Annotated in this window: 22 protein-coding genes; 19 read left to right on the top strand and 3 right to left on the bottom strand. The window is 33.9% G+C overall.

The window, feature by feature from the left end:
- Window position 1: 1 nt before the first annotated feature.
- Both yihA and QO190_RS00400 read right to left on the bottom strand, forming a co-directional pair.
- Window positions 2-622 carry a ribosome biogenesis GTP-binding protein YihA/YsxC gene (yihA, locus tag QO190_RS00395; RefSeq protein ID WP_371460716.1) on the bottom strand — a complete coding sequence of 207 codons (621 nt, stop codon included), beginning with the start codon at window positions 620-622 and terminating at the stop codon, window positions 2-4.
- A gap of 52 nt (window positions 623-674) precedes the next feature.
- Entirely contained in the window at window positions 675-1,436 is a 762-nt protein-coding gene (locus QO190_RS00400; RefSeq protein ID WP_371460717.1) for an alpha/beta fold hydrolase, read from the bottom strand.
- A gap of 245 nt (window positions 1,437-1,681) precedes the next feature.
- Between QO190_RS00400 and mraZ the strand changes: the two genes are divergently transcribed.
- The 19 genes from mraZ (at window position 1,682) to QO190_RS00495 (ending at window position 22,134) form a co-directional block, all read left to right on the top strand.
- On the top strand, window positions 1,682-2,146 hold the full coding sequence (gene mraZ, locus QO190_RS00405) for a division/cell wall cluster transcriptional repressor MraZ (protein WP_371460718.1): 465 nt from the start codon (window positions 1,682-1,684) through the stop codon (window positions 2,144-2,146).
- Window positions 2,147-2,187: 41 nt separating this feature from the next.
- Window positions 2,188-3,081 carry a 16S rRNA (cytosine(1402)-N(4))-methyltransferase RsmH gene (gene rsmH, locus QO190_RS00410; protein ID WP_371460720.1) on the top strand — a complete coding sequence of 298 codons (894 nt, stop codon included), beginning with the start codon at window positions 2,188-2,190 and terminating at the stop codon, window positions 3,079-3,081.
- A gap of 20 nt (window positions 3,082-3,101) precedes the next feature.
- Window positions 3,102-3,470, top strand: a complete 369-nt coding sequence (locus QO190_RS00415) for an FtsL-like putative cell division protein (protein WP_069797387.1) — start codon at window positions 3,102-3,104, stop codon at window positions 3,468-3,470.
- Entirely contained in the window at window positions 3,457-5,472 is a 2,016-nt protein-coding gene (locus tag QO190_RS00420; RefSeq protein ID WP_371460721.1) for a penicillin-binding transpeptidase domain-containing protein, read from the top strand. Before QO190_RS00415 ends, QO190_RS00420 begins: the two co-directional genes overlap by 14 nt.
- Window position 5,473: 1 nt before the next feature.
- Window positions 5,474-6,934 (top strand): UDP-N-acetylmuramoyl-L-alanyl-D-glutamate--2,6-diaminopimelate ligase, encoded by a 1,461-nt coding sequence (locus tag QO190_RS00425; protein WP_371460722.1) that lies wholly within the window; start codon window positions 5,474-5,476, stop codon window positions 6,932-6,934.
- 4 nt (window positions 6,935-6,938) lie between these two features.
- A complete protein-coding gene (locus QO190_RS00430; protein WP_371481222.1) occupies window positions 6,939-7,316 on the top strand; it encodes a hypothetical protein in 378 nt (125 codons plus the stop codon).
- A gap of 17 nt (window positions 7,317-7,333) precedes the next feature.
- Entirely contained in the window at window positions 7,334-8,572 is a 1,239-nt protein-coding gene (gene mraY / locus QO190_RS00435; RefSeq protein ID WP_371460724.1) for a phospho-N-acetylmuramoyl-pentapeptide-transferase, read from the top strand.
- 92 nt (window positions 8,573-8,664) lie between these two features.
- Entirely contained in the window at window positions 8,665-9,996 is a 1,332-nt protein-coding gene (murD, locus tag QO190_RS00440) for a UDP-N-acetylmuramoyl-L-alanine--D-glutamate ligase (protein WP_371460725.1), read from the top strand.
- 60 nt (window positions 9,997-10,056) lie between these two features.
- Window positions 10,057-11,286: an FtsW/RodA/SpoVE family cell cycle protein gene (locus QO190_RS00445; RefSeq protein WP_371460726.1), complete on the top strand. Its 1,230-nt coding sequence runs from the start codon at window positions 10,057-10,059 to the stop codon at window positions 11,284-11,286.
- 67 nt (window positions 11,287-11,353) lie between these two features.
- The gene (gene murG / locus QO190_RS00450; protein ID WP_371460728.1) at window positions 11,354-12,460 is read left to right on the top strand and encodes an undecaprenyldiphospho-muramoylpentapeptide beta-N-acetylglucosaminyltransferase; all 1,107 of its coding nucleotides are present in this window, start codon (window positions 11,354-11,356) and stop codon (window positions 12,458-12,460) included.
- Window positions 12,461-12,663: 203 nt separating this feature from the next.
- Window positions 12,664-14,016, top strand: coding sequence for a UDP-N-acetylmuramate--L-alanine ligase (murC, locus tag QO190_RS00455; protein ID WP_371460729.1), 1,353 nt, complete (start codon window positions 12,664-12,666; stop codon window positions 14,014-14,016).
- A 27-nt stretch (window positions 14,017-14,043) separates the two neighbouring features.
- On the top strand, window positions 14,044-14,865 hold the full coding sequence (locus QO190_RS00460) for a cell division protein FtsQ/DivIB (protein WP_371460730.1): 822 nt from the start codon (window positions 14,044-14,046) through the stop codon (window positions 14,863-14,865).
- Between the two features lie 19 nt (window positions 14,866-14,884).
- Window positions 14,885-16,240, top strand: coding sequence for a cell division protein FtsA (gene ftsA, locus QO190_RS00465; protein WP_371460731.1), 1,356 nt, complete (start codon window positions 14,885-14,887; stop codon window positions 16,238-16,240).
- Between the two features lie 51 nt (window positions 16,241-16,291).
- Window positions 16,292-18,211, top strand: coding sequence for a cell division protein FtsZ (ftsZ, locus tag QO190_RS00470; RefSeq protein WP_213190290.1), 1,920 nt, complete (start codon window positions 16,292-16,294; stop codon window positions 18,209-18,211).
- Window positions 18,212-18,233: 22 nt separating this feature from the next.
- Window positions 18,234-18,680 (top strand): GatB/YqeY domain-containing protein, encoded by a 447-nt coding sequence (locus QO190_RS00475; protein ID WP_371460732.1) that lies wholly within the window; start codon window positions 18,234-18,236, stop codon window positions 18,678-18,680.
- A gap of 192 nt (window positions 18,681-18,872) precedes the next feature.
- Window positions 18,873-19,283, top strand: coding sequence for a BrxA/BrxB family bacilliredoxin (locus QO190_RS00480; RefSeq protein ID WP_069797407.1), 411 nt, complete (start codon window positions 18,873-18,875; stop codon window positions 19,281-19,283).
- A 101-nt stretch (window positions 19,284-19,384) separates the two neighbouring features.
- Complete coding sequence (locus QO190_RS00485; protein WP_371460733.1) at window positions 19,385-20,902, top strand: GH3 auxin-responsive promoter family protein; 1,518 nt, start codon at window positions 19,385-19,387, stop codon at window positions 20,900-20,902.
- The gene (locus tag QO190_RS00490; RefSeq protein WP_371460734.1) at window positions 20,902-21,405 is read left to right on the top strand and encodes a hypothetical protein; all 504 of its coding nucleotides are present in this window, start codon (window positions 20,902-20,904) and stop codon (window positions 21,403-21,405) included. The genes QO190_RS00485 and QO190_RS00490 overlap by 1 nt, the downstream gene beginning before the upstream one ends.
- A 96-nt stretch (window positions 21,406-21,501) precedes the next feature.
- Window positions 21,502-22,134, top strand: coding sequence for a nitroreductase family protein (locus QO190_RS00495; RefSeq protein ID WP_371460735.1), 633 nt, complete (start codon window positions 21,502-21,504; stop codon window positions 22,132-22,134).
- 54 nt (window positions 22,135-22,188) lie between these two features.
- Here the strand turns inward: QO190_RS00495 and hemE are convergent, their stop codons facing one another.
- A complete protein-coding gene (gene hemE, locus QO190_RS00500; RefSeq protein WP_371460737.1) occupies window positions 22,189-23,214 on the bottom strand; it encodes a uroporphyrinogen decarboxylase in 1,026 nt (341 codons plus the stop codon).
- Window positions 23,215-23,281: the final 67 nt, after the last annotated feature.

A 23,281-nucleotide genomic window follows, 5' to 3' on the forward strand; every position in this document is an offset into this window, starting at 1 on the left:
ACTACACGAACTTCACTTTATTTTTAACCAAATAAGCATTGGTTTTTTCGATGAATTTCAGAATTTCATCACCGCCCATTTTCTTTTCGGCAGAAGTAATATAAATATCTGGTAAATCTTCCCAAGTTTCTAGAAGTTTGGTTTTATATACTTCTACATTTCTGTCTGCAGCTCCAGGTTTTAGTTTATCTTGTTTGGTAAAAACAATAGAAAACGGCACTCCATTTTCTCCGCACCATTCCATAAATTCTAAATCTATTTTTTGGGGAGTATGTCTTATATCAACTAAAACAAAAAGGTTTACCAAATTTTTTCTATTCAGAATATAATTGGTGATGAGTTTTTCGAAGTCTCTTCTCAAACTTTTAGAAACCTTAGCATAACCATAGCCAGGTAAATCGGTGAGATACCAATTTTCATTCACCAAAAAATGATTAATCAGCTGTGTTTTACCAGGAGTTTGCGAAGTTTTTGCCAAATCTTTATGATTCATAATGGCATTGATTAACGAAGATTTCCCCACGTTACTTCTCCCGATAAAAGCATATTCAGGAATTGTAGGTTCTGGGCACTCTTGCCATTTCCCACTAGATTTTACAAAGTTTACAGTCTTTACTATCATATTCAAAAAATGGAAGTTTTTCAACTTCCATCATTATTTTTTCAACTTAATTCTAAATTTTATCTTTTAACCAGTTGTAAAGAATTTCATTAAATTCTTCTGGCTTTTCCATCATCGCAGCGTGACCGCATTCATCTAACCAGAACAAATCTGAATTAGGAATTTGTCTATCCATTTCTTCTGCTACATCGGGTGGAGTTACTCCGTCTTGTTTTCCCCAAATAATACAAGTTGGTTGTTTTATTTTTGGCAAATCATGGAGCATATTATGTTTGATGGCACTTTTCGCTAAAAGCACTGTTTTAATGCCTTTCATTCTATCATTTACCACCGAGAAAACCTCATCTACTAATTCATCTGTAGCTACTTTCGGGTCAAAGAAAACTTCTTCTGTTTTCTTTTTGATATAGTCTCTGTCCCCTCTTCTTGGGAAGGTTTCTCCAAAACTTTTTTCGTACAAACCAGAACTTCCTGTTAAAACTAAAGAATGTACTAACTCTGGGTTAGCTAATGTTAGAATAAGGCCAATATGACCACCCATAGAATTTCCCATTAAAGTTACGGGTTGTCCTATTTTATCTTTTATAAATCTTGCTACATATTTTGCGATGCCGGTAAGATTAGTATTCAGCACTGGCAAATCATAAATAGGAAGTTGCGGAACATAAACTTTATAGCCTCTTTCTGAGAAATAAGTAATCATTTTATCAAAATTACTTAAGCCTCCCATCAATCCATGTAGAAATACCATAGGATGACCTTCTCCGCTTTCTATAAATGTATATTTCTTCTCCTTTTTGGTATTAAAAATCATATAACGTATCTGTCAAACGCAAAAATACAAAAAAAATGGAATTTTGACCGGTTTTTGTTATGTTAATTTCATTTAAAGTATGTCAATTGGGCATACATCTACCCTCATATCACACTCATTTATTAACATTTTATCAATCAACAAGTTAGCTACATAAAGCTCTACAGGTAAAAAGTTATCAACATTAAGTTAAAAAGTGGGAAAAAGTGGGAAATTTTAGAAAATAATAAATAAATTTGCTCCAAATGATTCATTTCTACGAAACATACGAATGCAAGATTGATGACAAAGGCAGAATAAAGCTTCCTTCGTCATTAGTAAAACTATTGCAAAGTTCTGAGGATAAGAACTTTGTAATTAAGCGTGCCGTGTTTCAGAATTGCTTAGAAGTTTACCCAATGCAGCCTTGGGAAAAACTGATGAAAAAGATAAACGGACTGAACCGTTTCGTGAAAAAGAATGCAGATTTCATCAGAATGTTTACCGCCGGTGTAAAAAACGTAGAGCTGGATTCTTCTGAGAGGATTCTTATTCCAAAAGATTTGAAACAATTTGCCAACCTTCATAAAGAAATAGTGATTTCAGGAGCAGGTGAACTGTTTGAAATTTGGGACAAAGAAGCGTATGAAAAAGTAATTGCTACCAACGAAGTTGATTTCGGGAAACTAACCGAAGAAGTGATGGGCGACATCAATTTTGACGAAGAATAATTTCTACACCTCAATTTTTATAATTTTTTAAATCTAATAGAATGTATCACAATCCTGTATTATTAAAGGAAAGTATAGACGCTCTCATCACTAATCCTGATGGAGTTTACGTAGATGTAACTTTCGGCGGAGGTGGCCATTCTCGTGAAATATTAAAAAGACTTTCCAGCAAAGGAAAATTATACAGCTTCGATCAAGATTTAGACGCGCTCAACAATTCAATTGATGATGAGAGATTTACATTAATCAATCAGAATTTCAGATTTTTAGAAAATTCATTGTTGATGTACGGCGTAACTGAAGTTGATGGAATTTTAGGAGATTTAGGCGTTTCTTCTCATCAGTTTGATGCTGCAGAACGTGGTTTTTCCACCAGAAGTGATGCACCTCTAGACATGAGAATGAACGTGATGCAACATCTTGACGCGAGAAAAGTAGTGAATGAATACGAAGAAGAACATTTGGCTGATATTTTCTACTACTATGGCGAGATAAGAGAAGCCAGAAAACTGGCTAGAGAAATTGTTCATACTAGGAAATCAAAGGAAATTGTAACCACCGAAGATTTGAAAAAAGTCTTTAGTTATATTCCTCAATTTAAGCAAAATAAATTTTTTGCACAGTTGTTCCAAGCGATTAGAATAGAGGTAAACCAAGAGCTAGAAGTTTTAAAAGAAATGCTGCTACAGTCTTATAAAATCTTGAAAAAAGAAGGGAGATTAGTCGTGATTTCTTATCATTCTTTAGAAGACAGATTGGTAAAACGTTTCCTAAAAAACGGAATGTTCGAAGGAGAACCAGAACGAGATATTTATGGAAATTATGCTAAAGCTTTTGAATTGTTAAAAAGCAAAGCCATCATTCCAACAGAAGAAGAAATAGAAGAAAATTCTAGAGCAAGAAGCGCAAAAATGCGTGTAGGAATCAAAATTTAATTAAAAATCAGACAAAGTCTGTGGCAAAAAGAGTAACATATAATAAAAAACCAAAGAAACTTACTTTCATGGATATCATGAAGGGAAACTTCTTAAACCGTGATGAAGTAAAAGTTCATTACAAATATTTTTTACTCATCTTTTCCTTGTTGATGATTATGATTTACAGCAATCACTTGGTCAACAAAAAAATAGAAACCGTAAACCAACTTAAAGAACAAGCAGAAGAATATAAATCTAGAAATGCTTACGCACAGAGCAGACTGATTAAAGTAAGAATGGAAAGTGAACTAAGCAAAGAAATGGAAGGAGATTCTCTAATGTCTTTAGAAAATCATCCACATAAACTTTTAATAAAAGTAGACAGTTTAGAAAATGGCGATAAATAGTAATGAATATGATATCAAACGCGGCAAAGCGTTAAAATGGGGTTACCTTTTTGCAGGGGTAGCTTTCATCGTATTTATTATGTTTTTGGCGAGAATTCTTTTTCTACAAAATACCAATGTAGAAGAATTTGAAGACAATTATATCAGTAAAAATTATAGAGAAGCCACCTTAAAAGCTGCTCGTGGAAACCTTTTTGCATCAGATGGTTCTATTTTAGCAACCACAGTAATGAGATACGATGCGTATATCGATTTTAAAACCATCAAAGATTCTGTTTACGACAATAATATTGGCGCATTGACTGATTCATTGAGCCAAATGTTTGGTAAACCTAGAGTTCATTATAGAAAAATATTTGACGAACAAAAAAAGAAGAAAAATCAATATTTTTCTTTGGTAAGAGGTTTAGACTTCGACCAATATGACAGAATTAAAAAATTCCCAATTTTCAGTAAAAAGGATAAAAAAACAGGGAAATTTAAGAAAAATAGATGTCTCATTATCGATAGAAAATTCCGAAGAGAACTGGCAACAGCTCAAATTGGTGCTGGAACCATAGGAATGGATAACGAGATTGGAAAATCTGGACTTGAAGGCGCCTTTTCTAAATATCTTACTGGAACAGATGGCAAAAGATTAGAGCAAAGAATCAATTCATCTCAGTGGAAACCAATTGATTACTGGAAAGTTCAAGACCCAATTGATGGTCAAGATGTTTACACCACAATAGATTTAAGAATTCAAGATATTGCTCATTCTGCTTTAGAAAAACAACTGCTACATTTCGAAGCAGATCATGGTTCTGTTCTCGTGATGGAAACCGCTACGGGAAAAGTAAGAGCTATGGTAAACCTTAGAAGAAATGAAGAAGGGAATTATATAGATGCTTACAATTATGCACTGAAAGATGCTACAGAACCAGGTTCTACATTTAAGACGGTTTCACTTTTAGCTGCAATGGACGATGGTTTCATAGATGAAAACACCAAAATAAACATTGGTGGAATCTCTTGGACTTATTACAGTCAAAAAATTACAGATTCTCACGCAGGTGGAACGTATGACATCAGTGATATTTTAGCACAATCAAGTAACATTGGTGCAGCAAAAATCATCACCCAACATTATGCAGATAAACCAGATGTTTTCTTAAAACATTTAAAAAGATGGAAACTTTTTGAAAAATTAGAAATCGAACTTCCGGGTGTTACCAAACCTTCAATTGTAACGCCAGAAAATAAAAGATGGAACAAGGCTACATTGGCTTCTCTAGGATATGGTTATAGCGTGAGCCTCAATTTATTACAGCTCACCACATTCTATAACGGGATTGCTAACAAAGGAAAAATGGTGAAGCCGCTTTTCATAGAAAAAATCATGAAAGATGGTAAAACTTCTTACCAAGCAGAACCTCAGGTTTTAGTAGATAAAATGGCTTCTACTGAGGCGATTAATCTAATGACTGCGATGCTTACCAAAGCGGTAGAAAAAGGAACCGCAAAAAGTATTTTTACGCCAAATATCAAATTGGCAGGAAAAACTGGAACCGCAAGGTTTGAATATTGGAAACCAGGACCAACAAAATATCAGGCGAGTTTTGCAGGATTTTTCCCAGCAGATAATCCAAAATACACTTGTATTGTGATGGTGAACCAGCCGAATACTTCCAAAGGATATTATGGTTCAGTAGTTTCGGCGCCAGTTTTTAAAGAAATTGCAGGAAAAGTGTTCCTTAAAACACCACTTAATGTAGAAAAAGAGCTTTTAGTTGATAAAAAGGTGAACCTTAATAAAATGCTAGAACCCAATGTAAAGGTAAACGTGAAAAACGGAGTTCTACCAAATCTTAAAGGTTTAATGGGCAAAAACATTATTCCACAATTAGAAAACCAAGGTTACCGAGTTGATTATAAAGGTGTTGGAAAAATAAAAAATCAGTTCCCAATGGCTGGAACTGTCATTAATAAAAACCAAAGAATTTATTTGGAATTACAGAATTAAAATGATTTTATCAGAATTATTACATAAAATCCCAGTTTTAGAAACTTTTGGAAATCTCAATTCAGAAGTGTCAGAAATCGTTTTCGATAGCAGAAAAGTTACCGAAGGTTCACTTTATGCTGCTATAAAAGGGACAGTTTCAGACGGACATTGTTATATTTCTTCGGCAATCGAAAAGGGAGCAAAAACAATTGTTTGCGAAGTTTTACCAGAAAATTTAATCGATGGAATTAACTATATTCAAGTTAAAAATTCATCTAAAACTTTAGGCAAACTCGCTACTAATTTTTATGGAAATCCTTCTGAAAATCTGAAATTAATCGGCATTACAGGAACCAACGGAAAAACCACCGCTTCTACTCTACTTTTTGATATTTTCAAAAATTTAGGTTATCAAAGTGCGCTGATTTCTACCGTAGAATACAGGATTGGTGATGAAATTATTCCTTCAACTCACACCACTCCAGATGTAATCCGATTGAACCAAATGTTGGCAAAAGCTGTAGAAAGCGGTTGCGAATATGCTTTTATGGAAGTTTCTTCTCACGGAATTCATCAAGACAGAATTGAAGGTTTACACTTTGCTGTGGCTGGTTTCACCAATCTTACCCATGATCATTTAGATTATCATAAAACGTTCGATGAATATCTGAAAACTAAAAAAAGATTTTTTGACGAATTACCAGAAACCGCCGTAGCGATTACCAATGCTGATGATAAAAATGGCGATGTAATGCTACAAAACACCAAAGCGAAAAAGAAAGATTACGCTTTGAAAACTTTGGCAGATTATCACGGAAAAATTTTAGAAGTTGATTTCAACGGAATGCTTCTAAATTTCAACGGAAAAGAATTCTGGACGACTTTAACTGGGAAATTCAATGTTTATAATTTGCTTTTGGCTTTTGCAATTGCGGTAGAATTAGGATTTAATGAAGAAGAAGTTTTACAAGCAATTTCAAGTCTAAAAAGAGTGAATGGAAGATTTGAAACTCTAAAATCGGATGGCGGAATTTTCTTCATCGTAGATTATGCTCACACTCCTGATGCTTTGGAAAATGTTTTAGATTCCATCAACGAAATCAGAACCAAAAACGAAAGATTAATCACCGTTTTCGGTTGTGGCGGAGATAGAGACCATGCAAAAAGACCAGAAATGGGAAAAATTGCTACCAGAAAATCTACTTTGGCCATCATTACCACAGATAATCCGAGAACTGAAAATCCTCAAGAGATTATCAAAGAAATTGAAGCAGGTGTAGAACCGCAGAATTTCAGCAAATACACTTCTATTCCAGACAGAAGAGAAGCGATAAAGATGGCAATAAAATTCGCTGAGCCAAAAGATATTGTTCTCGTTGCAGGAAAAGGTCACGAAACGTATCAGGAAATCAATGGAGTGAGACATCATTTCGATGACAAAGAGACGATTATAGAACTATATAAATTGATGTCGAAGTAATTTGATGATGAAAAAAATATTTAAAATATTATTAGCTGTCATTTCAATCCTTGTTGTAGCAGTTTTGATGTTGTATCTATTTACAAACAAGTTTGAAAGAAAGTTAAATATTTTAGATTGTGAAGGTATTTATTACAAAGGATTATTTGAAAAACCAAAACCTGGATATTTAGATTTTTCGGAAAATAATGCTAAAGTAGATATTGCAAACTGTCTTTGTGAAAAATACATTAAAAATAAAGATACGACTTACAAAAAAGAAATAATAAAATTATATGATAACATTGGGCTAAAATGGGAAAAATATGAAAAGCCAAATATTAATGCTGATACAATATGTAAATATAGAGGTCAAATATTTATCCAAGCCTTTGACTTGTAAACATTAAAATTAAACAAATGCTATACTATCTATACGAATATCTTACCAATCACGGAATTCACATTCCTGGATTAAACTTACTGAAATACATCTCTTTCAGAGCGGCTTTTGCTGTGCTTTTGTCATTGCTAATTGCTTTGGTTTATGGTAAAAAAATAATCAATTATCTGCGCAACAAACAGATGGGAGAATTGGTAAGAGATCTTGGTTTAGAAGGACAAAAACAAAAAGAAGGAACGCCAACTATGGGAGGTTTAATCATCATTTTTGCCACCATTATTCCTGTACTTTTATTTACAAAATTTAATATTTATGTTCTTCTGTTAATTGTTTCTATGCTTTGGATGGGCGCCATCGGTTTTATAGATGATTATCTCAAAAAAATAAAGAAAAATAAAGACGGTTTAAGCGGAATTTTCAAAATTATAGGACAAGTTGGTTTAGGACTAATCGTAGGAGTTACCATGTATTTTCACCCAGACATTACCATCAAAAGAAAATATGCTGATGCTCACGAAATCAATAGAACCAGTGTTTCTCAAAACTTCGCTCCAGCCGAAAGAGAAACCATTTCTACCGTTCCATTTATGAAAAATAATGAATTTGATTACAGTAAAATTCTTTTCTGGATGGACGAAGCTTCGCAAGAAGAATGGGCTTGGATTATTTTTATTCCACTGGTAATTTTCATTGTGACCGCTGTTTCTAATGGAGCCAATATTACAGACGGAATTGATGGACTTGCTGCAGGAACGAGTGTGGTAATTTTAGGAACACTTGCCTTTTTCGCTTATTTATCTGGAAACATCATTTTCGCTGATTATCTGAATATTATGTTCCTTCCAAACATGGGAGAAACCACCATTTTCGCAGTTGCTCTAATTGGAGCAACCATAGGATTTTTCTGGTACAACACATATCCAGCTCAAGTTTTTATGGGCGACACTGGTAGTTTAATGTTAGGAGGTGTAATTGCAGTTTTGGCAATTATCTTAAGAAAAGAATTATTGATTCCAGTTTTATGCGGGATTTTCTTAATCGAAAATCTTTCAGTAATGCTGCAAGTAGCAGTTTTTAAATACAGAAAGAAAAAGTACGGATTAGAGTACGCTCAGAATAACAGATTGTTTAAAATGTCTCCACTTCATCACCATTATCAGAAAAGTGGTTTCCATGAAAGCAAAATTGTTAACAGAATGATTATCATAGGAGTTATGTTGGCGATTGTCTGTTTAATAACACTGAAAATTAGATAAAAATTAAGTTCCACAGGAACGAAAGATATGAGAACGTTGGATTTTAATCCAACAAAATAAAAAGGTTTGAAATAAAAATCGAAATGGAAAAAATGAAAGTCGTAATTCTAGGAGGAGGAGAAAGTGGAGTGGGCGCTGCAATTTTGGCTAAAACTAAAGGTTTGGAAGTTTTTCTTTCCGACAAAGGCGAAATTAAAGAGAATTACAAAAAAGTTTTGGTAGAAAACGGAATCGAGTTTGAAGAAAAAAACCACGATGAAGAAAGAATTCTTGCTGCAAATTGGGTTATAAAATCTCCAGGAGTTCCTAAGAAAGCTGAAATGGTTCAAAAAATCAAAGCGAAAGGAATCAGACTTTCTTCGGAGATAGAATTCGGTGCAGAATTTACCAATGCCAAAATCATCGCCATCACAGGAAGTAATGGGAAAACCACTACTACATCGCTCATTTATCACATTCTGAAAAATGACAATTTGAATGTAGGTTTAGGTGGAAACATCGGCAAAAGTTTCGCAATGCAAGTTGCGCAAGAGAATTTTGACTATTATGTATTGGAAGTTAGCAGCTTCCAATTAGATGATATTCAGAATTTTAGACCTTACATTTCTTTATTGTTGAATTTGAGTCCAGATCATCTTGACCAATATAATTACAACTACGAAGAATATGCTTTGGCAAAATTTAGAATTGCCGAAAATCAAGAAAACGACAATTATTTCATCTACAATAAAGACGATGAAATGAGTCAAAAACTGCTTCAAGAATTAGATTTAAGAGTGAAGCAAATTCCTTTCTCTATGAAGGAAAAATTAGAAGAAGGAGGTTTTACAGAAGAGGAAAAAATTGTGGTAAAACTTCACGATGAATTTTCTATGAAAATAGAAGATTTATCATTGATGGGAACGCATAATGTTGCGAATAGCTTAGCAGCCTCTATTGCTGGTAAATTATTGAATATCAGCAATGAAAGCATTAGAAATTCTCTGATGACATTCCAAGCGGTAGAACACAGATTAGAAGGTGTGGCAGAAATTAATGGTGTGAAATTCATTAATGATTCTAAAGCAACCAATGTAAACGCTACCTACTATGCTTTAGAAAGCATGAAAACGCCAACGGTTTGGATTGTTGGCGGAACAGACAAAGGAAATGATTATACAGAAATAGAAGATTTAGTAAAAAGAAAAGTAAAAGCGATTGTTTGTCTTGGATTAGATAATTCTAAAATCATAGAATTTTTCAAAGACAAAAAAGACATTATCGTAGATACTTCTAGCATGGAAGAAGCGGTGAAAACTGCAAAATCTCTAGCAGAAAAAGGCGATACGGTTTTACTTTCTCCTTGTTGTGCAAGTTTTGATTTATTCAATAACTATGAACACAGAGGACAATTATTTAAAGAAGAAGTTTTAAAAAATAATTAAAAAAAAGCCACGAAGTGGCGATAAGAAATAAAATAGGATTTCAATCCTATGAAATAAAGAATGGAACAACAAGAAAACAAATTTGAACTTTTAAAAGGCGACAAAGTGCTTTGGATGGTGATTATTTTAATCTCCTTCTTTTCCGTGTTCCCTGTATATTCTGCAAGTTCTAACTTAGAATACATTGTGCAGAATGGTACAACTACGGGACACGTTATCAAGCACATGTTTTTTGTTTTCTTAGGTTTAGCCATTATGAGAGCTGTAGGAACTGTAAAATACGAACACATCGGAAAACTGAGCAGTATCCTTCTCGGAATTATGGTGATTTTACTTTTTGTAACCATGTTTACGGGACAAAAAATCGACGGAGCGTCTGCTTCTCGTTGGTTAAAAATCCCTGGAACTCCTATTTCTTTTCAGCCTTCAAGTTTTGCATACCTCATGTTAATTATCTATTTGTGCAGATATTTAACTAAAAAAATTAAAAGAGAAAGACTTCCGATAGAGAATATATTTTACATTTTCGGGCCAGTTTTATTGGTTTTCGGATTGGTTGCCAAAGACAATGGTTCTACTGCTTTGATGATTTTAATGGTTTCATTAGCAGTAATGTTGGTTGGTCAACTTTCCTCCAAATACATCCTTGGATTTTTAGGAATTTCAGGACTTTTTGTGGGAATTTTCTTGTTTTTGGCTTTAAAAACAGATTTAATTGGCAGCAATCGTGTTCATACTTGGGTAAGTAGAATAGAAACTTTTGCCAATTCTAAGAAAAATGCCAATGTAGAAGACGAAACCGTAAAAGCAAAAAATTACCAAGTCAACCAAGCAAAAGCAGCCATAGTTCATGGCGGAATTACAGGAATGGGACCAGGAAAATCTGCATTGAAACAAATGCTTCCACAGTCTGCTTCCGATTTTATTTTCGCGATTATTGTAGAAGAATATGGCTTTTTCGGAGCATTAGCACTCATCACGTTGTATATGATTATGATGATTAGAATTGTGATGATTGCCAGTAAAATGCGGGCATTTTTCGGGAGTTTATTGGTGCTGAGTTTAGGAATTATGATTTTCGTGCAACTGGCAGTAAATATTGCAGTTGCGGTGAATTTAATTCCCGTAACAGGACAACCTTTGCCTTTAATAAGTTATGGAGGAACTTCAATGTTGGTGACTTATCTTCAATTAGGAATTATTCTGAATGTAAGTTCAAGGATTTTAACCTTCGAAGAAGAAGGAATGGGCAAAAAACAAAATGTAGAAGAAATAAATGATATAGCGTAAAATTAAACGATTGAACGAGTTGAAATCTTTAAATATTTCAATTCTTAAATCTTTAAATCAAGATAATATGAGCAAAAAATTAAAAGTTTTAATGAGTGGTGGTGGAACAGGTGGTCACATCTTTCCTGCCGTTGCCATTGCGCAGGAAATACAAAAACGTTTTCCTGATGCAGAATTTTTGTTCATGGGTGCCAATGGAAAAATGGAGATGGAAAAAGTTCCGCAAGCTGGTTTCAAAATTGAAGGATTAAACATCGCAGGCTTTGACAGAGGAAATCTTTTGGCTAATATTAATTTACCGTTTAAGGTGATTTCTAGTTTGATTAAAGCTAGAAAAATCATTAAAGAATTCCAACCAGATTTTGCGGTAGGAACAGGAGGTTTTGCAAGTGGACCAGCATTATTCATTGCTGCGAGAATGGAAATTCCTACTTTTATTCAGGAACAGAATTCTCTTCCTGGGAAAACCAATATTTTCAATGCTAAAAAGGCAAAAACTGTTTTCACCGCCTATCCAAATATGGAAAAATTCTTCCACGGAACGAAAACGTTATTTTTAGGAAATCCTATCAGAAAAAACATTATTACTGATATCATTGACAGCGATTTAGCCAAAGAAAAATTAGGTTTAGAAAAAGGGAAATTAACGATACTTTCAGTAGGCGGTTCTTTAGGTTCTAGAACTTTGAACAACGGCTGGAAAGAAAACATTAATCAAGTTTTAGAAAAAGATTACCAACTCATTTGGCAAACTGGTAAACTAGATTATAAAAATATTTTAGAAGAAACGAAAGACATTCACAGCAGAAACATTCAAATTGTAGAATTTATTAAAAACATGGAAATGGCTTATTCTGCGGCAGATGTAATTGTTTCTAGAGCTGGAGCGATAGCGATTTCTGAATTAGCCATTGCTAAAAAGCCAGTTTTGCTGGTTCCTTTTCCTTTTGCGGCAGAAGATCATCAAACCAAAAACGCTCAGACTTTGGTTGAAAAAAACGCTGCTAAAATGGTAAAAGACACAGAAATGAAAGAGAAATTCTGGAAAACGCTTTCAGAAATTTGCGAAAACGAAGGTTTGAGAAAAGAAATGTCTCAAAATTTAGACTTTTTTGCAAAACCAAAAGCGACAGAAGAAATTGTGAATGAGATTATTAATAATTTGAATATTTAAAAATTTATATAAAAGTGTTTTCAAAAGATAATATTGCTTTAATCGTAATCGTATTAGTTGTAATTAGTATTTGGATAATGCTTTTTATCTCTCATAATAAGAGAAAAAAGAAAGGAATTAAAATCCTATATAAAGAATCTGATAATTCAAATGTTTTGATTACGATTTTTGAAATTATAGGAAAATTCTTTAAATAAAATGAAATGATACAGTATAAAAACTTTTACTTCGTAGGAATCGGTGGAATCGGGATGTCTGCTTTAGCAAGATATTTCCATGCTGCCGGGAAAAATGTTTTGGGTTATGATAAAACCGAAACCAAGCTCACTTCTGCGCTTATTTCGGAAGGTATTGATATTGTTTTTGATGATAAAATTAATGAAAATATTTCTTCTTTAAATCCTGAAGAAACGTTAGTAATTTACACTCCTGCCATTAAAATTTTAGGAATTTTAGACTACTTTAATGAAAATGGTTTTGAAGTTTTAAAACGTGCAAAAGTTCTCGGGATGATTACCGAAGATACCAATTGTATCGCAGTAGCTGGAACGCATGGCAAAACTACTACTTCAAGTTTGGTAGCACATCTTTGCAAAGTGGCGAATCTTCCATTTTCAGGATTTTTAGGTGGAATTGCAGAAAATTACAAGTCAAATTTCATCTTTAACGGAACAGAAATGTCTGTTCTAGAAGCAGATGAATATGACAGAAGTTTCCTAAATCTTTCACCAGATTGGGCAATTATTACATCTATTGATGCAGACCATCTTGATATTTATGGAGATACAGAAACCATTGAACAAGGATTTAGAGATTTTGCAGATTTAGTGCCAGAAAACGACCAACTTTTCGTGAGAAAAGGCGTAAATATTGGCAGACCTTGTAAAACGTATGCTGTGAATGAAGAAGCGGATTATTATTCTGATAATCTGCACATTATAGACGGTTGGATGATGTTTGATTTTCATGCTGGCGAACAAACCGTAGAATTTGCTTGGCAAATTCCGGGAACGCATAATGTGGAAAATGCAACTGCTGCGATTGCTGTTTTGCACAATTTAGGAGCAGATTTTACAGCATTACAAGAAGGGATTTCTAGTTTCAAAGGAATTAAAAGACGTTATACCAAACATATTTTTGAAAACGGTAAGATTTATGTAGATGATTATGCACACCACCCAACAGAACTGAATGCGGTGATAGGTTCTATCAGAACGTTTAACCCAAATAAAAAACTGTTGGTAGCGTTTCAGCCACATTTATTCAGCAGAACCAGAGATTTTGCAGATGGTTTTGCAGAAAGCTTAGCGGCAGCAGATGAATTACTATTATTAGACATTTATCCAGCAAGAGAATTACAAAAAGATTTTGAAGGGGTAACTTCTGACTGGTTGCTAGAAAAAGTACAGTTAGAGAAAAAAGAAGTGTGCAGTTTAAGCGAAGCTTTTGACAAAATCAAAGAAAAAGATTTTGACATTTTGCTTACTGTAGGTGCAGGAAACATAGACACTTTGTATGACCCAATTATGAATTGGATTGGTATATTGAAAAATTAAAATTAGAAAAAACTCGGACGTAAGTTTATGAAAAACAAGTGGAGAATTCTCAAAATTTTTGTCACAGTAGTAATCTTCGGATTTCTATTGAGCTTCTCTTTGAAGAGATTTAATGACAGAAAAATTGATGAGCAATCTATCATCGTAAAATTAAATGATAGCTCCACTCCTGTTTATTTTGTAGACGAAAAAGACATTAGAACCATTGTAGAAAGGTATAATTCTACAAAAAAAGTGGGCGATGTAGACATCCCGAGTTTGGAAAAAAAATTAAACGAATTGCCTGCGGTAGATAGTGCAAACGTTTATTTGAATTTAAATGGAAAACTGAATGTAGACATCAAACAAAGAGTTCCCGTTTTTAGATTAAATAATGGAGGAAAAGGATTTTATGTAGACAAAAAAGGAATAGAATTCCCAATTTCTAAAACATACTCTCATCCTTGCATGCTCGTTTCTGGCGATGTGAAGAAGAAAGAGTATAAAAAACTCATTGAGTTAATAGAAAAAATAAACAAAGACAGTTTCTGCAAAAATTTCTTTGTAGGCATTACAAAAGAAAACGGAAACTTCAATCTTGCAACCAGCGATGGAAATTATAAAGTAGAAATCGGTGATTTAGATAGAATAGATTTTAAAGTAAAAGGTTTTAAAACATTTGTAGAAAAATATTTGGTGTATCAAGCTCCAGAAAAATATTCTAAAATTTCTGTGAAATATGATAACCAAATCGTAACCACTCTTAATTCTGGCTATAAACCCGAAGAAGATAGTTTACAAACAAATGAACAAACACCAATAAACACCGTAACAGGAACACAAAAACCCGAAGAAAAAACAATTAATTAAAAAAAGAGAACAGCAATATATGGAAACACATGATTATTCAGTAGGTTTAGACATTGGTACCACGAAAATTGTTGCCATTGTAGGCAGAAAAAATGCCCACGGAAAAATTGAAGTTTTAGGCGTAGGTAAAGCCAAAAGTTTGGGCGTTCACAAAGGAATTGTGAATAATATTTCTCAAACGATAAGCTCTATCAAAGCTGCTATTTCAGAAGCAGAAAAATCTTCAGGAGTTCCTATTCATAGAGTAACTGTAGGTATCGCAGGCAAACACATTCGTAGTCTGCAACACTCAGATTACATTATGAGAGAAAACCCAGATAAATATATCACAGATGAAGATATAGAAATCTTAAAAGACCAAGTAAAAAAACTGGTCATGCTTCCTGGTGAAGAAATCATACACGTGCTTCCACAAGAGTACAAAGTAGATTCTGAGGGCGAAATCCAAGAACCAATCGGCATGCACGGAAAACGTCTGGAAGCAAATTTCCACGTAGTTGTTGGTCAAATGGGAAGCATCAGAAATATCGCACGTTGCGTTCGCGAAGCTGGTTTAGAAATGGAAGCCCTTACTCTAGAACCTCTTGCCTCTTCAGAAGCTGTTCTTACTACTGAAGAAAAAGAAGCAGGAGTTGCCATCGTAGACATCGGTGGTGGTACTACAGATATTGCTATTTTTAAAGATAACATCATTCGCCATACTTGCGTTATTCCTTATGGTGGCGGAATTATTACAGATGATATTAAAGAAGGCTGTTCTATTATAGAAAAACACGCAGAGCAACTGAAAGTAAAATTCGGATCTGCCGTTCCAGATTTAGAAAAAGATTCTACGTTTGTTACCATTCCTGGTTTGCACGGAAGACCAGACAAAGAAATTTCTCTAAAATCTTTGGCAAGTATTATCAATGCAAGAGTGGAAGAAATTCTCGAAATGGTAAATACAGAATTAAAAGCCTATGGAGCTTATGAACAAAAACGCAAACTCATCGCGGGAATTGTATTAACAGGTGGCGGTTCTAATCTTAAAAACCTTCGTCAGTTAGCCAATTATGTAACAGGATTTGATGCGAGAATTGGTTTTGCCAATGAATATATTGCCAATGACAAAAACCAATATTTGAAATCTCCAGAGTTTGCTACCTCAATTGGTTTATTGATGGAAAGTTTAAAAATTCACGACAAAAAACCTGTAGAAAAACCTGTGGAAGAGCCAAAAGTTATAGAAGTTCCTCAAACAGAAAATACAGTAGAAGAAGTAAAAACTGAGGAGCAAGAAATTTCACAACACATCGAGGAAGTGAAGAAAAACAAACCTACTTTTGGACAATCAATCCTTGAAAAAGTAAAAAAATTCTTCGAAGAAGTAGAATAATTAAAACGAATAACACAAAATAAGTAAGTAACTTTTATACATCGAAAATATATGGAAAATACATTAAATACAGGGTTTTCATTCGATTTACCAAAAGGAAATTCATCTATCATAAAAGTGATTGGTGTAGGTGGTGGAGGTAACAATGCGTTGAAACACATGTACGAGAAAGGAATTCATGGAGTAGATTTTATCATTTGTAACACCGATGCACAAACACTAGATAATAATCCAATTTCTACAAAAGTTCAGTTAGGAGCTGCCATTACAGAAGGTTTAGGAGCTGGAGCAGACCCAGAAGTTGGAGAAAAATCTGCCTTAGAAAGTATTGATGAAATCAAAGCTGTTCTAGGTCATAATACTAAAATGGTTTTCATAACCGCAGGAATGGGTGGCGGAACCGGAACTGGTGCTGCTCCTGTTATTGCAAAAATTGCCAAAGAAATGGGAATTTTAACCATTGGTATCGTTACCGTTCCTTTTAGTTTTGAAGGAAAAAGAAGACTAGAACAAGCCGAAAATGGTTTAGAAAAACTTCGCAATAATGTAGATTCCTTAATTGTTATTAATAACGATAAACTTCGTCAACAGTTCGGTAACCTTGGCTTCAAATCTGGTTTTGCTAAGGCAGACGAAGTCTTAGCCAATGCTGCTAAAGGTATGGCAGAAGTGATTACTGGTTATTTCGATGTAAATATAGACTTCCGTGATGCGCGTTCAGTTTTACAAAATTCAGGAACTGCTCTCATGTCTACAGGAACCGCTTCTGGTGAAAACAAAGCAGAAGAAGCAGTGAAAAAAGCACTCGATTCTCCATTATTAAACGATAATAAAATCACAGGCGCTAAAAACGTTCTTCTCCTTATCAGAAGTGGAAACGAAGAAGCTACAATGGACGAAATCGGCTTAATTAATGACCACATTCAGCGCGAAGCAGGAAACACTGCAGATATTATTTTCGGTGTAGGAACAGATGCAGAATTGGGAGATTCTATCAGCGTATTGGTTATTGCCACTGGTTTTGCAGCAGATGATCAAAAATATGCTGGTCCTACCGAAAAAATTAGATATACATTAGAAGACAGTCCTTCTACACCAAAAGTGAAGAGAGAATCTCCATTTGGCAGAACTTCTTCTGAAAAATCTCAAGAAAATCCAATGCAAAATTCATCAAAAAGCATGTTTTTCTTAGATGATTCTAATGATAACAGCACTCCAGACTTCCCAAATAATTCTGTGAATCAATTTGCAGAAACACAAGCAGCTGTGATGGAAGAAAGAATAGAAGAACTTAGATTTTTTGAAGACGAAAGTTTAAGCATTGAAAGCAGTCATCAAACTTTTGAAGTAGAAGAACAAGAAAATAATGTTTTAGAGTTATTTTCATTTGATGATGAAGACGTTTTAGAATCTCAATCTTTCACTTTTGAAACAGAAGAAAAGAAAACGACTATTATTGAAGAAACTCAGTTTAATGCTGCACAAGAAGTAGAAAATGTGAAACTTTCTGTGGAAGAAACCAAAGAAGAAATTTCTTTCATTGTAGAAGAAAAAACGGTAGAAACGTATAAACCAAAAGCAGAAACGAAAACTTTAGTTGAAGAAAAACCTATTGAGTTTACCTTTAAAATTGCAGAAGAAATAGAAGAAGTAAAAACCGTTTTTGAAAATCATACAGAAGAAAAAATCACCTTTACAGAAACTAAAATTGAAGAGGAATTTAAATTTATCGAAAAAAATACTGCCACAGAAAAAGTTCAGGCAAGAAGAGATAAATTGAAAGAGTTCAACTCTCGTTATCAGACGATAGAAAACGAAAATGAATTCGAAAACATTCCTGCTTTCAGAAGAAAAAACATCAATATTGGTCACGAAAATGCTTCTCAACAGCAAATTTCTAGCTTCCTTTCTGAAAACAACGGAAGAGTACAACTTAGAGAAAACAAGTTTTTAAACAAAGACGTAGATTAAAATTTTTAAAATTTAGAAAAAAATGAGTTTAGAACTTACCATAAACGAAGCGATTAAAACCGCAATGAGAGAAAAAGACAAAGTTGCTCTTGACTCTCTAAGAGCCGTAAAATCTCAAATTCTCCTGCTCAAAACTGAAGCAAAAGGAGCTGATGTTTCTCCAGAACAAGAAATTGCCATTCTTCAAAGAATGATTAAGCAAAGAAAAGATTCTTACGAACAATTTGTTGCTCAAAATAGAAATGATTTGGCAGAAGTAGAATTGGCACAAATGAAAGTGATTGAACAATTTTTACCTGCTCAAGTTTCTGCGGAAGAATTGGAAGCAGAAATTAAAAAAATTATTGCCGAAGTAGGCGCAGAATCTCTAAAAGACTTAGGAAAAGTAATGGGAACTGCTTCTAAAGCTTTGGCAGGAAAATCAGATGGAAAATCCATCTCTGAAATGGTGAAAAAACTATTATCATAATTAAATTTTCATATTAACTATAAAGAGCCGATGAAAAATTCATCGGCTTTTTTAATTAAAAAGGAGTCATTTTGTCTTAATAGATTTTTGGCATATTTTTGATAATAGAATTAAATAGAATTTTCCAAATTTTAATTATAAATTTGCACTACAAAATCTTGAATTTTCTAATCATTAAATAAAATATATATTATGTATCCAGCAGATTTAGTAATGCCAATGAAGGCAGAACTCACAGATAAAGGTTTTCAAGACCTTACCTCAGCAGAACAAGTAAACGATGCACTTAAACAACCGGGAACTACCCTAGTTATGGTAAATTCGGTTTGTGGTTGCGCTGCAGGAGCAGCAAGACCAGGCGTTATTTATTCTTTAACTGGTGATAAAAAACCAGACCATTTAACTACTGTTTTTGCAGGTTTTGACACAGAAGCGGTAGCAGAAGCTAGAAAACATTTTGCGCCATTCCCACCAAGTTCACCTTGTGTTGCGCTTTTCAAAGATGGCGAACTAGTTCACATGTTAGAAAGACACCACATCGAAGGAAATCCTGCTGGTGCTATTGCAGCGAATTTACAAGCAGCTTACGAAGAATTTTGCTAAAATTTTCTCTAAAATAATCATCAATCCGTTCTAAATCTTTAGAGCGGATTTTTGTTGCATTCAAATTACAAAATTCTCAAAAAATTTATTAAATTTGAGCAATGGCAACAAAAGCTCTCTTCAATATGGCTGTAAATTGGTTTATTCGACAAAGAATAGACCAAATTCAGAATTTTATGAAACATCCTATTGAAACTCAAAACGGAGTTTTATTTTCTCAGCTTTTCCATGCAGAAGAAACAGAATACGGCAAAAAATTCGGTTTCAAAGACATTTCTTCTTACCGAGATTTTCAGCAACAAGTTCCTATCGTAAACTATGAAGAATTTGAACCTTACATAGAAAAAGCAAGACAAGGTCAAAAAGATATTTCTTGGCCTGGAGTTATTCGCCAATTTGCTAAATCTTCTGGAACGACCAATGCCAAAAGCAAATTCATCCCTATTTCAGACGAAAGTTTAGAAGAGTGTCATTACAAAGCAGGAAAGGATTTAATTTCCATTTATGCAAACAATCACCCTGATAATCAATTATTTCTCAATAAAAATTTAAGATTAGGCGGAAGTGCAGAATTGTACGAAAGCTTCAATACTAAGTTCGGAGATTTATCTGCTATTTTGATAGAAAATCTTCCTTTTTGGGTAGAAATTACCACGGTTCCCAGCAAAAAAACTTCCCTCATGTCAGAATGGGAAACCAAACTGAAAGCCATCGTTTCAGAAGTTAAAAACCAAGATGTAGGAAGTTTAACTGGTGTACCAAGTTGGATGATGGTTTTACTTCAAAGAATTTTAACCGAAACAGGAAAAGGCAATATTTCTGACATTTTTCCAAATTTAGAAGTATTTTTCCACGGTGGAATAAGTTTTAAACCTTACAGAGAACAGTATAAAAAAATCATCGGCAAAGACATTAATTACTACGAAATTTACAACGCTTCTGAAGGTTTCTTCGGAATTCAAGACAGAAGTGGTAGTGACGAAATGCTTCTGATGCTAGATTACGGAATTTTCTACGAATTTATTCCGATGGATAAATTTGACCGCAATAATCTTCAAGCAATTCCTTTGGAAGAAGTAGAACTCGGCAAAAATTATGCAGTCGTTATTTCTACCAATGGTGGACTTTGGCGTTATTTAATCGGTGATACCGTAAAATTTACATCTCTTTCTCCGCATCGAATTCAGATTTCTGGCAGAACCAAACATTACATCAATGCTTTCGGAGAAGAATTAATGATTGATAATGTAGAAACAGCTCTTAAAAAAGCCTGTGATGCTACAGAAGCTCACGTTTTAGATTATACAGGAGCGCCCGTTTTTATGAGCGAAGGAAAATCTGGAGCGCATGAATGGTTGATTGAATTTGCCAAACATCCTAATAATTTCGAAGCGTTTTCTAAAATTTTTGATGATACTTTGAAATCTATCAATTCAGATTACGAAGCGAAACGTTACCTCAATATGACGCTGAATCCGCCAATTATTCACACGGCAAAAGAAAAACTTTTTTATCAATGGATGGAATCTAGAGGAAAACTGGGCGGACAAAACAAAGTGCCACGATTGAGCAACGACAGAGAATACATAGATCCACTTTTGGAGTTGAATAAAAACTAATGAAAAGACTTCTTCTAATTTTTGTTTTAAGTCTATTCTCAATAAATTCTTATGCGCAAAGTTTAAGCGGAAAAGTACGTGATAGTATCATTAGTAGAAAGTATGACCGAGTTCAATTTGAAATAAAACTTAAAAAAATCAATTCTGAAAAAGAATACTTTTCAACCTCTGATTTGGATGGAAATTTCAGATTTTCAAATATTGAAAATGGGGATTATCAATTCACAATCAACAATGAATTTTACGACAAAAATCTTTTTCTCATCAAAATAAGTGGAGACACCTCTTTAAATATTTTTGTCAAAAAGTTCTGCCAATATCATGAAAATAAAACTTCTGTTTGCCCAAAATGTAAATCTTCCCAAAAAGTTGTTCCTATATTTTATGGATTAACGACTTTAGATTTCATGAAGAAAAATAAGAAAAAATATCATTTTGCTGGCTGCGAACTTTCTTATTGTATGCCAAATTGGTATTGTAAAAGAGATAGGTTAGAATTTTAAATCACATTTTTTAATTATTTTTCTATTTCTTTCTTAACATAAATCAATGACAAAACCGCTCATCATAACTTATCTTTGTAAAAAATTTTTTATAAAATGGAATTATTAGATAAATTAAAGTGGAGATACGCTGCAAAAGCGATGAACGGAGAAAAAGTAAGTGATGAAAAACTTGAAAGAATTTTAGAAGCAGCACGACTTGCTCCTACTTCTAGTGGTTTACAGCCTTTCGAAATTTTCGTGGTGTCTAATCAAGAGGTTAAAAATCAATTGAAAGAAGCAGCAAGTAATCAACCGCAAGTTGCAGATGCTTCTCATGTTTTGGTTTTTGCAGCTTGGGATACTTACACTGCAGAAAGAATCAACTATATGTTTGATTTAACGAACGAAGTAAGAGGTTTTACTAATGATGGTTGGGAAAACTACAGACAATTTTTATTGAACGCTTACGTTCCTAAATCTGCAGAAGAAAACTTCGTACACACTGCAAAACAAGCGTACATTGCATTCGGTGCTGCAATTATTGCAGCTGCTTTCGAAGGGGTAGACGCTACACCAATGGAAGGTTTCAGCCCAGAAAAAGTAGACGAAATTCTAGGTTTAAGAGAAAAAGGATTAAGAAGTGTTTTACTTTTACCTCTTGGTTACAGAGACACTGAAAAAGACTGGTTAGAAAAACTTGAAAAAGTAAGAAAACCAAAAGATAAATTTATCACAGAAGTGAAATAATACAAAAATCCTCAGAATTATCTGAGGATTTTGTGTTTATATAAAGATGGGTTTTTAACCCTTCCATTCTACCACCGCTCTAATAAAAGCTTCGGCATTTTCTAAAGGAATGTTTGGCAAAATTCCGTGACCTAGATTAGCAATGTATTTGTCTTTGCCAAATCTATCAATCATTTCATGAACCATTTTTCTAATCACTTCTGGCGAAGAGTGCAATCTTGCAGGATCAAAATTTCCTTGTAAAGTGATAGAGTTATTGGTGAACTTTCTTGCCAATTCTGGTGTAATCGTCCAATCAACTCCAAGAGCAGAAACTTTAGATTTTGTCATTTCTTCTAAAGCATACCAACAACCTTTCGCAAAAACTACAACATGAGCTTCTGGAGCTAAAGCTTCTACAATTTGATTGATATATTTCCAAGAAAATTCTTGATAATCTTCCGGAGAAAGCATTCCGCCCCAAGAATCAAAAATCTGCACCGCAGAAACTCCGCTTTGTACTTTTCTCTTTAAATAAGCGATGGTTACGTCTGTAATTTTTTGTAAAAGCAAATGTGCTGCTTCTGGTTGAGTAAAGCAAAACGACTTCGCAATGTCAAAAGATTTAGAACCTTTTCCTTCAACACAATAGCAAAGCAAAGTCCAAGGTGAACCAGCAAAACCAATCAAAGGAATTTCGTTTTCTAATTTCTGTAAAGTGATGTCAATCGCATCATAAACATATTTCAGATTTTCTTCTGCTCCCTCTACTTGAAGATTTTGTACTTGTTCTAAGCTTCTAATTGGTGTATCTAGCCATGGTCCAACTGATTCTTTCATTTTGAAATCAATTCCCATCGCTTGTGGAACTACCAAAATATCAGAAAATAAAATCGCTGCATCTAGCGGAAACCTTCTAATCGGTTGAACAGTAATTTCTGCTGCCAATTCTGGAGTTTGACAACGTGTGAAGAAATCATATTGGTCACGAAGTGCGATGAATTCTGGCAAATATCTTCCTGCTTGTCTCATCATCCAAACCGGTGGTCTTTCTACAGTTTCGCCTCGTAATGCTCTTAAATATAGGTCGTTTTTTATCATTTTTCTTGTTTTGCTTCTCACGGATTACACAGATTTTCACAGAAAATAAATTCAAGATTTCTATTTC

This window comes from Cloacibacterium sp. Arc13, assembly GCF_041431305.1.
GTDB lineage: Bacteria > Bacteroidota > Bacteroidia > Flavobacteriales > Weeksellaceae > Cloacibacterium > Cloacibacterium caeni_B.

Coding starts and splice junctions, on each gene's coding strand:
- yihA (WP_371460716.1), bottom strand. CDS start 622: ATGATAGTAAAGACTGTAAACTTTGTAAAATCTAGTGGGAAATGGCAA.
- QO190_RS00400 (WP_371460717.1), bottom strand. CDS start 1,436: ATGATTTTTAATACCAAAAAGGAGAAGAAATATACATTTATAGAAAGC.
- mraZ (WP_371460718.1), top strand. CDS start 1,682: ATGATTCATTTCTACGAAACATACGAATGCAAGATTGATGACAAAGGC.
- rsmH (WP_371460720.1), top strand. CDS start 2,188: ATGTATCACAATCCTGTATTATTAAAGGAAAGTATAGACGCTCTCATC.
- QO190_RS00420 (WP_371460721.1), top strand. CDS start 3,457: ATGGCGATAAATAGTAATGAATATGATATCAAACGCGGCAAAGCGTTA.
- QO190_RS00425 (WP_371460722.1), top strand. CDS start 5,474: ATGATTTTATCAGAATTATTACATAAAATCCCAGTTTTAGAAACTTTT.
- QO190_RS00430 (WP_371481222.1), top strand. CDS start 6,939: ATGATGAAAAAAATATTTAAAATATTATTAGCTGTCATTTCAATCCTT.
- mraY (WP_371460724.1), top strand. CDS start 7,334: ATGCTATACTATCTATACGAATATCTTACCAATCACGGAATTCACATT.
- murD (WP_371460725.1), top strand. CDS start 8,665: ATGAAAGTCGTAATTCTAGGAGGAGGAGAAAGTGGAGTGGGCGCTGCA.
- QO190_RS00445 (WP_371460726.1), top strand. CDS start 10,057: ATGGAACAACAAGAAAACAAATTTGAACTTTTAAAAGGCGACAAAGTG.
- murG (WP_371460728.1), top strand. CDS start 11,354: ATGAGCAAAAAATTAAAAGTTTTAATGAGTGGTGGTGGAACAGGTGGT.
- murC (WP_371460729.1), top strand. CDS start 12,664: ATGATACAGTATAAAAACTTTTACTTCGTAGGAATCGGTGGAATCGGG.
- QO190_RS00460 (WP_371460730.1), top strand. CDS start 14,044: ATGAAAAACAAGTGGAGAATTCTCAAAATTTTTGTCACAGTAGTAATC.
- ftsA (WP_371460731.1), top strand. CDS start 14,885: ATGGAAACACATGATTATTCAGTAGGTTTAGACATTGGTACCACGAAA.
- ftsZ (WP_213190290.1), top strand. CDS start 16,292: ATGGAAAATACATTAAATACAGGGTTTTCATTCGATTTACCAAAAGGA.
- QO190_RS00475 (WP_371460732.1), top strand. CDS start 18,234: ATGAGTTTAGAACTTACCATAAACGAAGCGATTAAAACCGCAATGAGA.
- QO190_RS00480 (WP_069797407.1), top strand. CDS start 18,873: ATGTATCCAGCAGATTTAGTAATGCCAATGAAGGCAGAACTCACAGAT.
- QO190_RS00485 (WP_371460733.1), top strand. CDS start 19,385: ATGGCAACAAAAGCTCTCTTCAATATGGCTGTAAATTGGTTTATTCGA.
- QO190_RS00490 (WP_371460734.1), top strand. CDS start 20,902: ATGAAAAGACTTCTTCTAATTTTTGTTTTAAGTCTATTCTCAATAAAT.
- QO190_RS00495 (WP_371460735.1), top strand. CDS start 21,502: ATGGAATTATTAGATAAATTAAAGTGGAGATACGCTGCAAAAGCGATG.
- hemE (WP_371460737.1), bottom strand. CDS start 23,214: ATGATAAAAAACGACCTATATTTAAGAGCATTACGAGGCGAAACTGTA.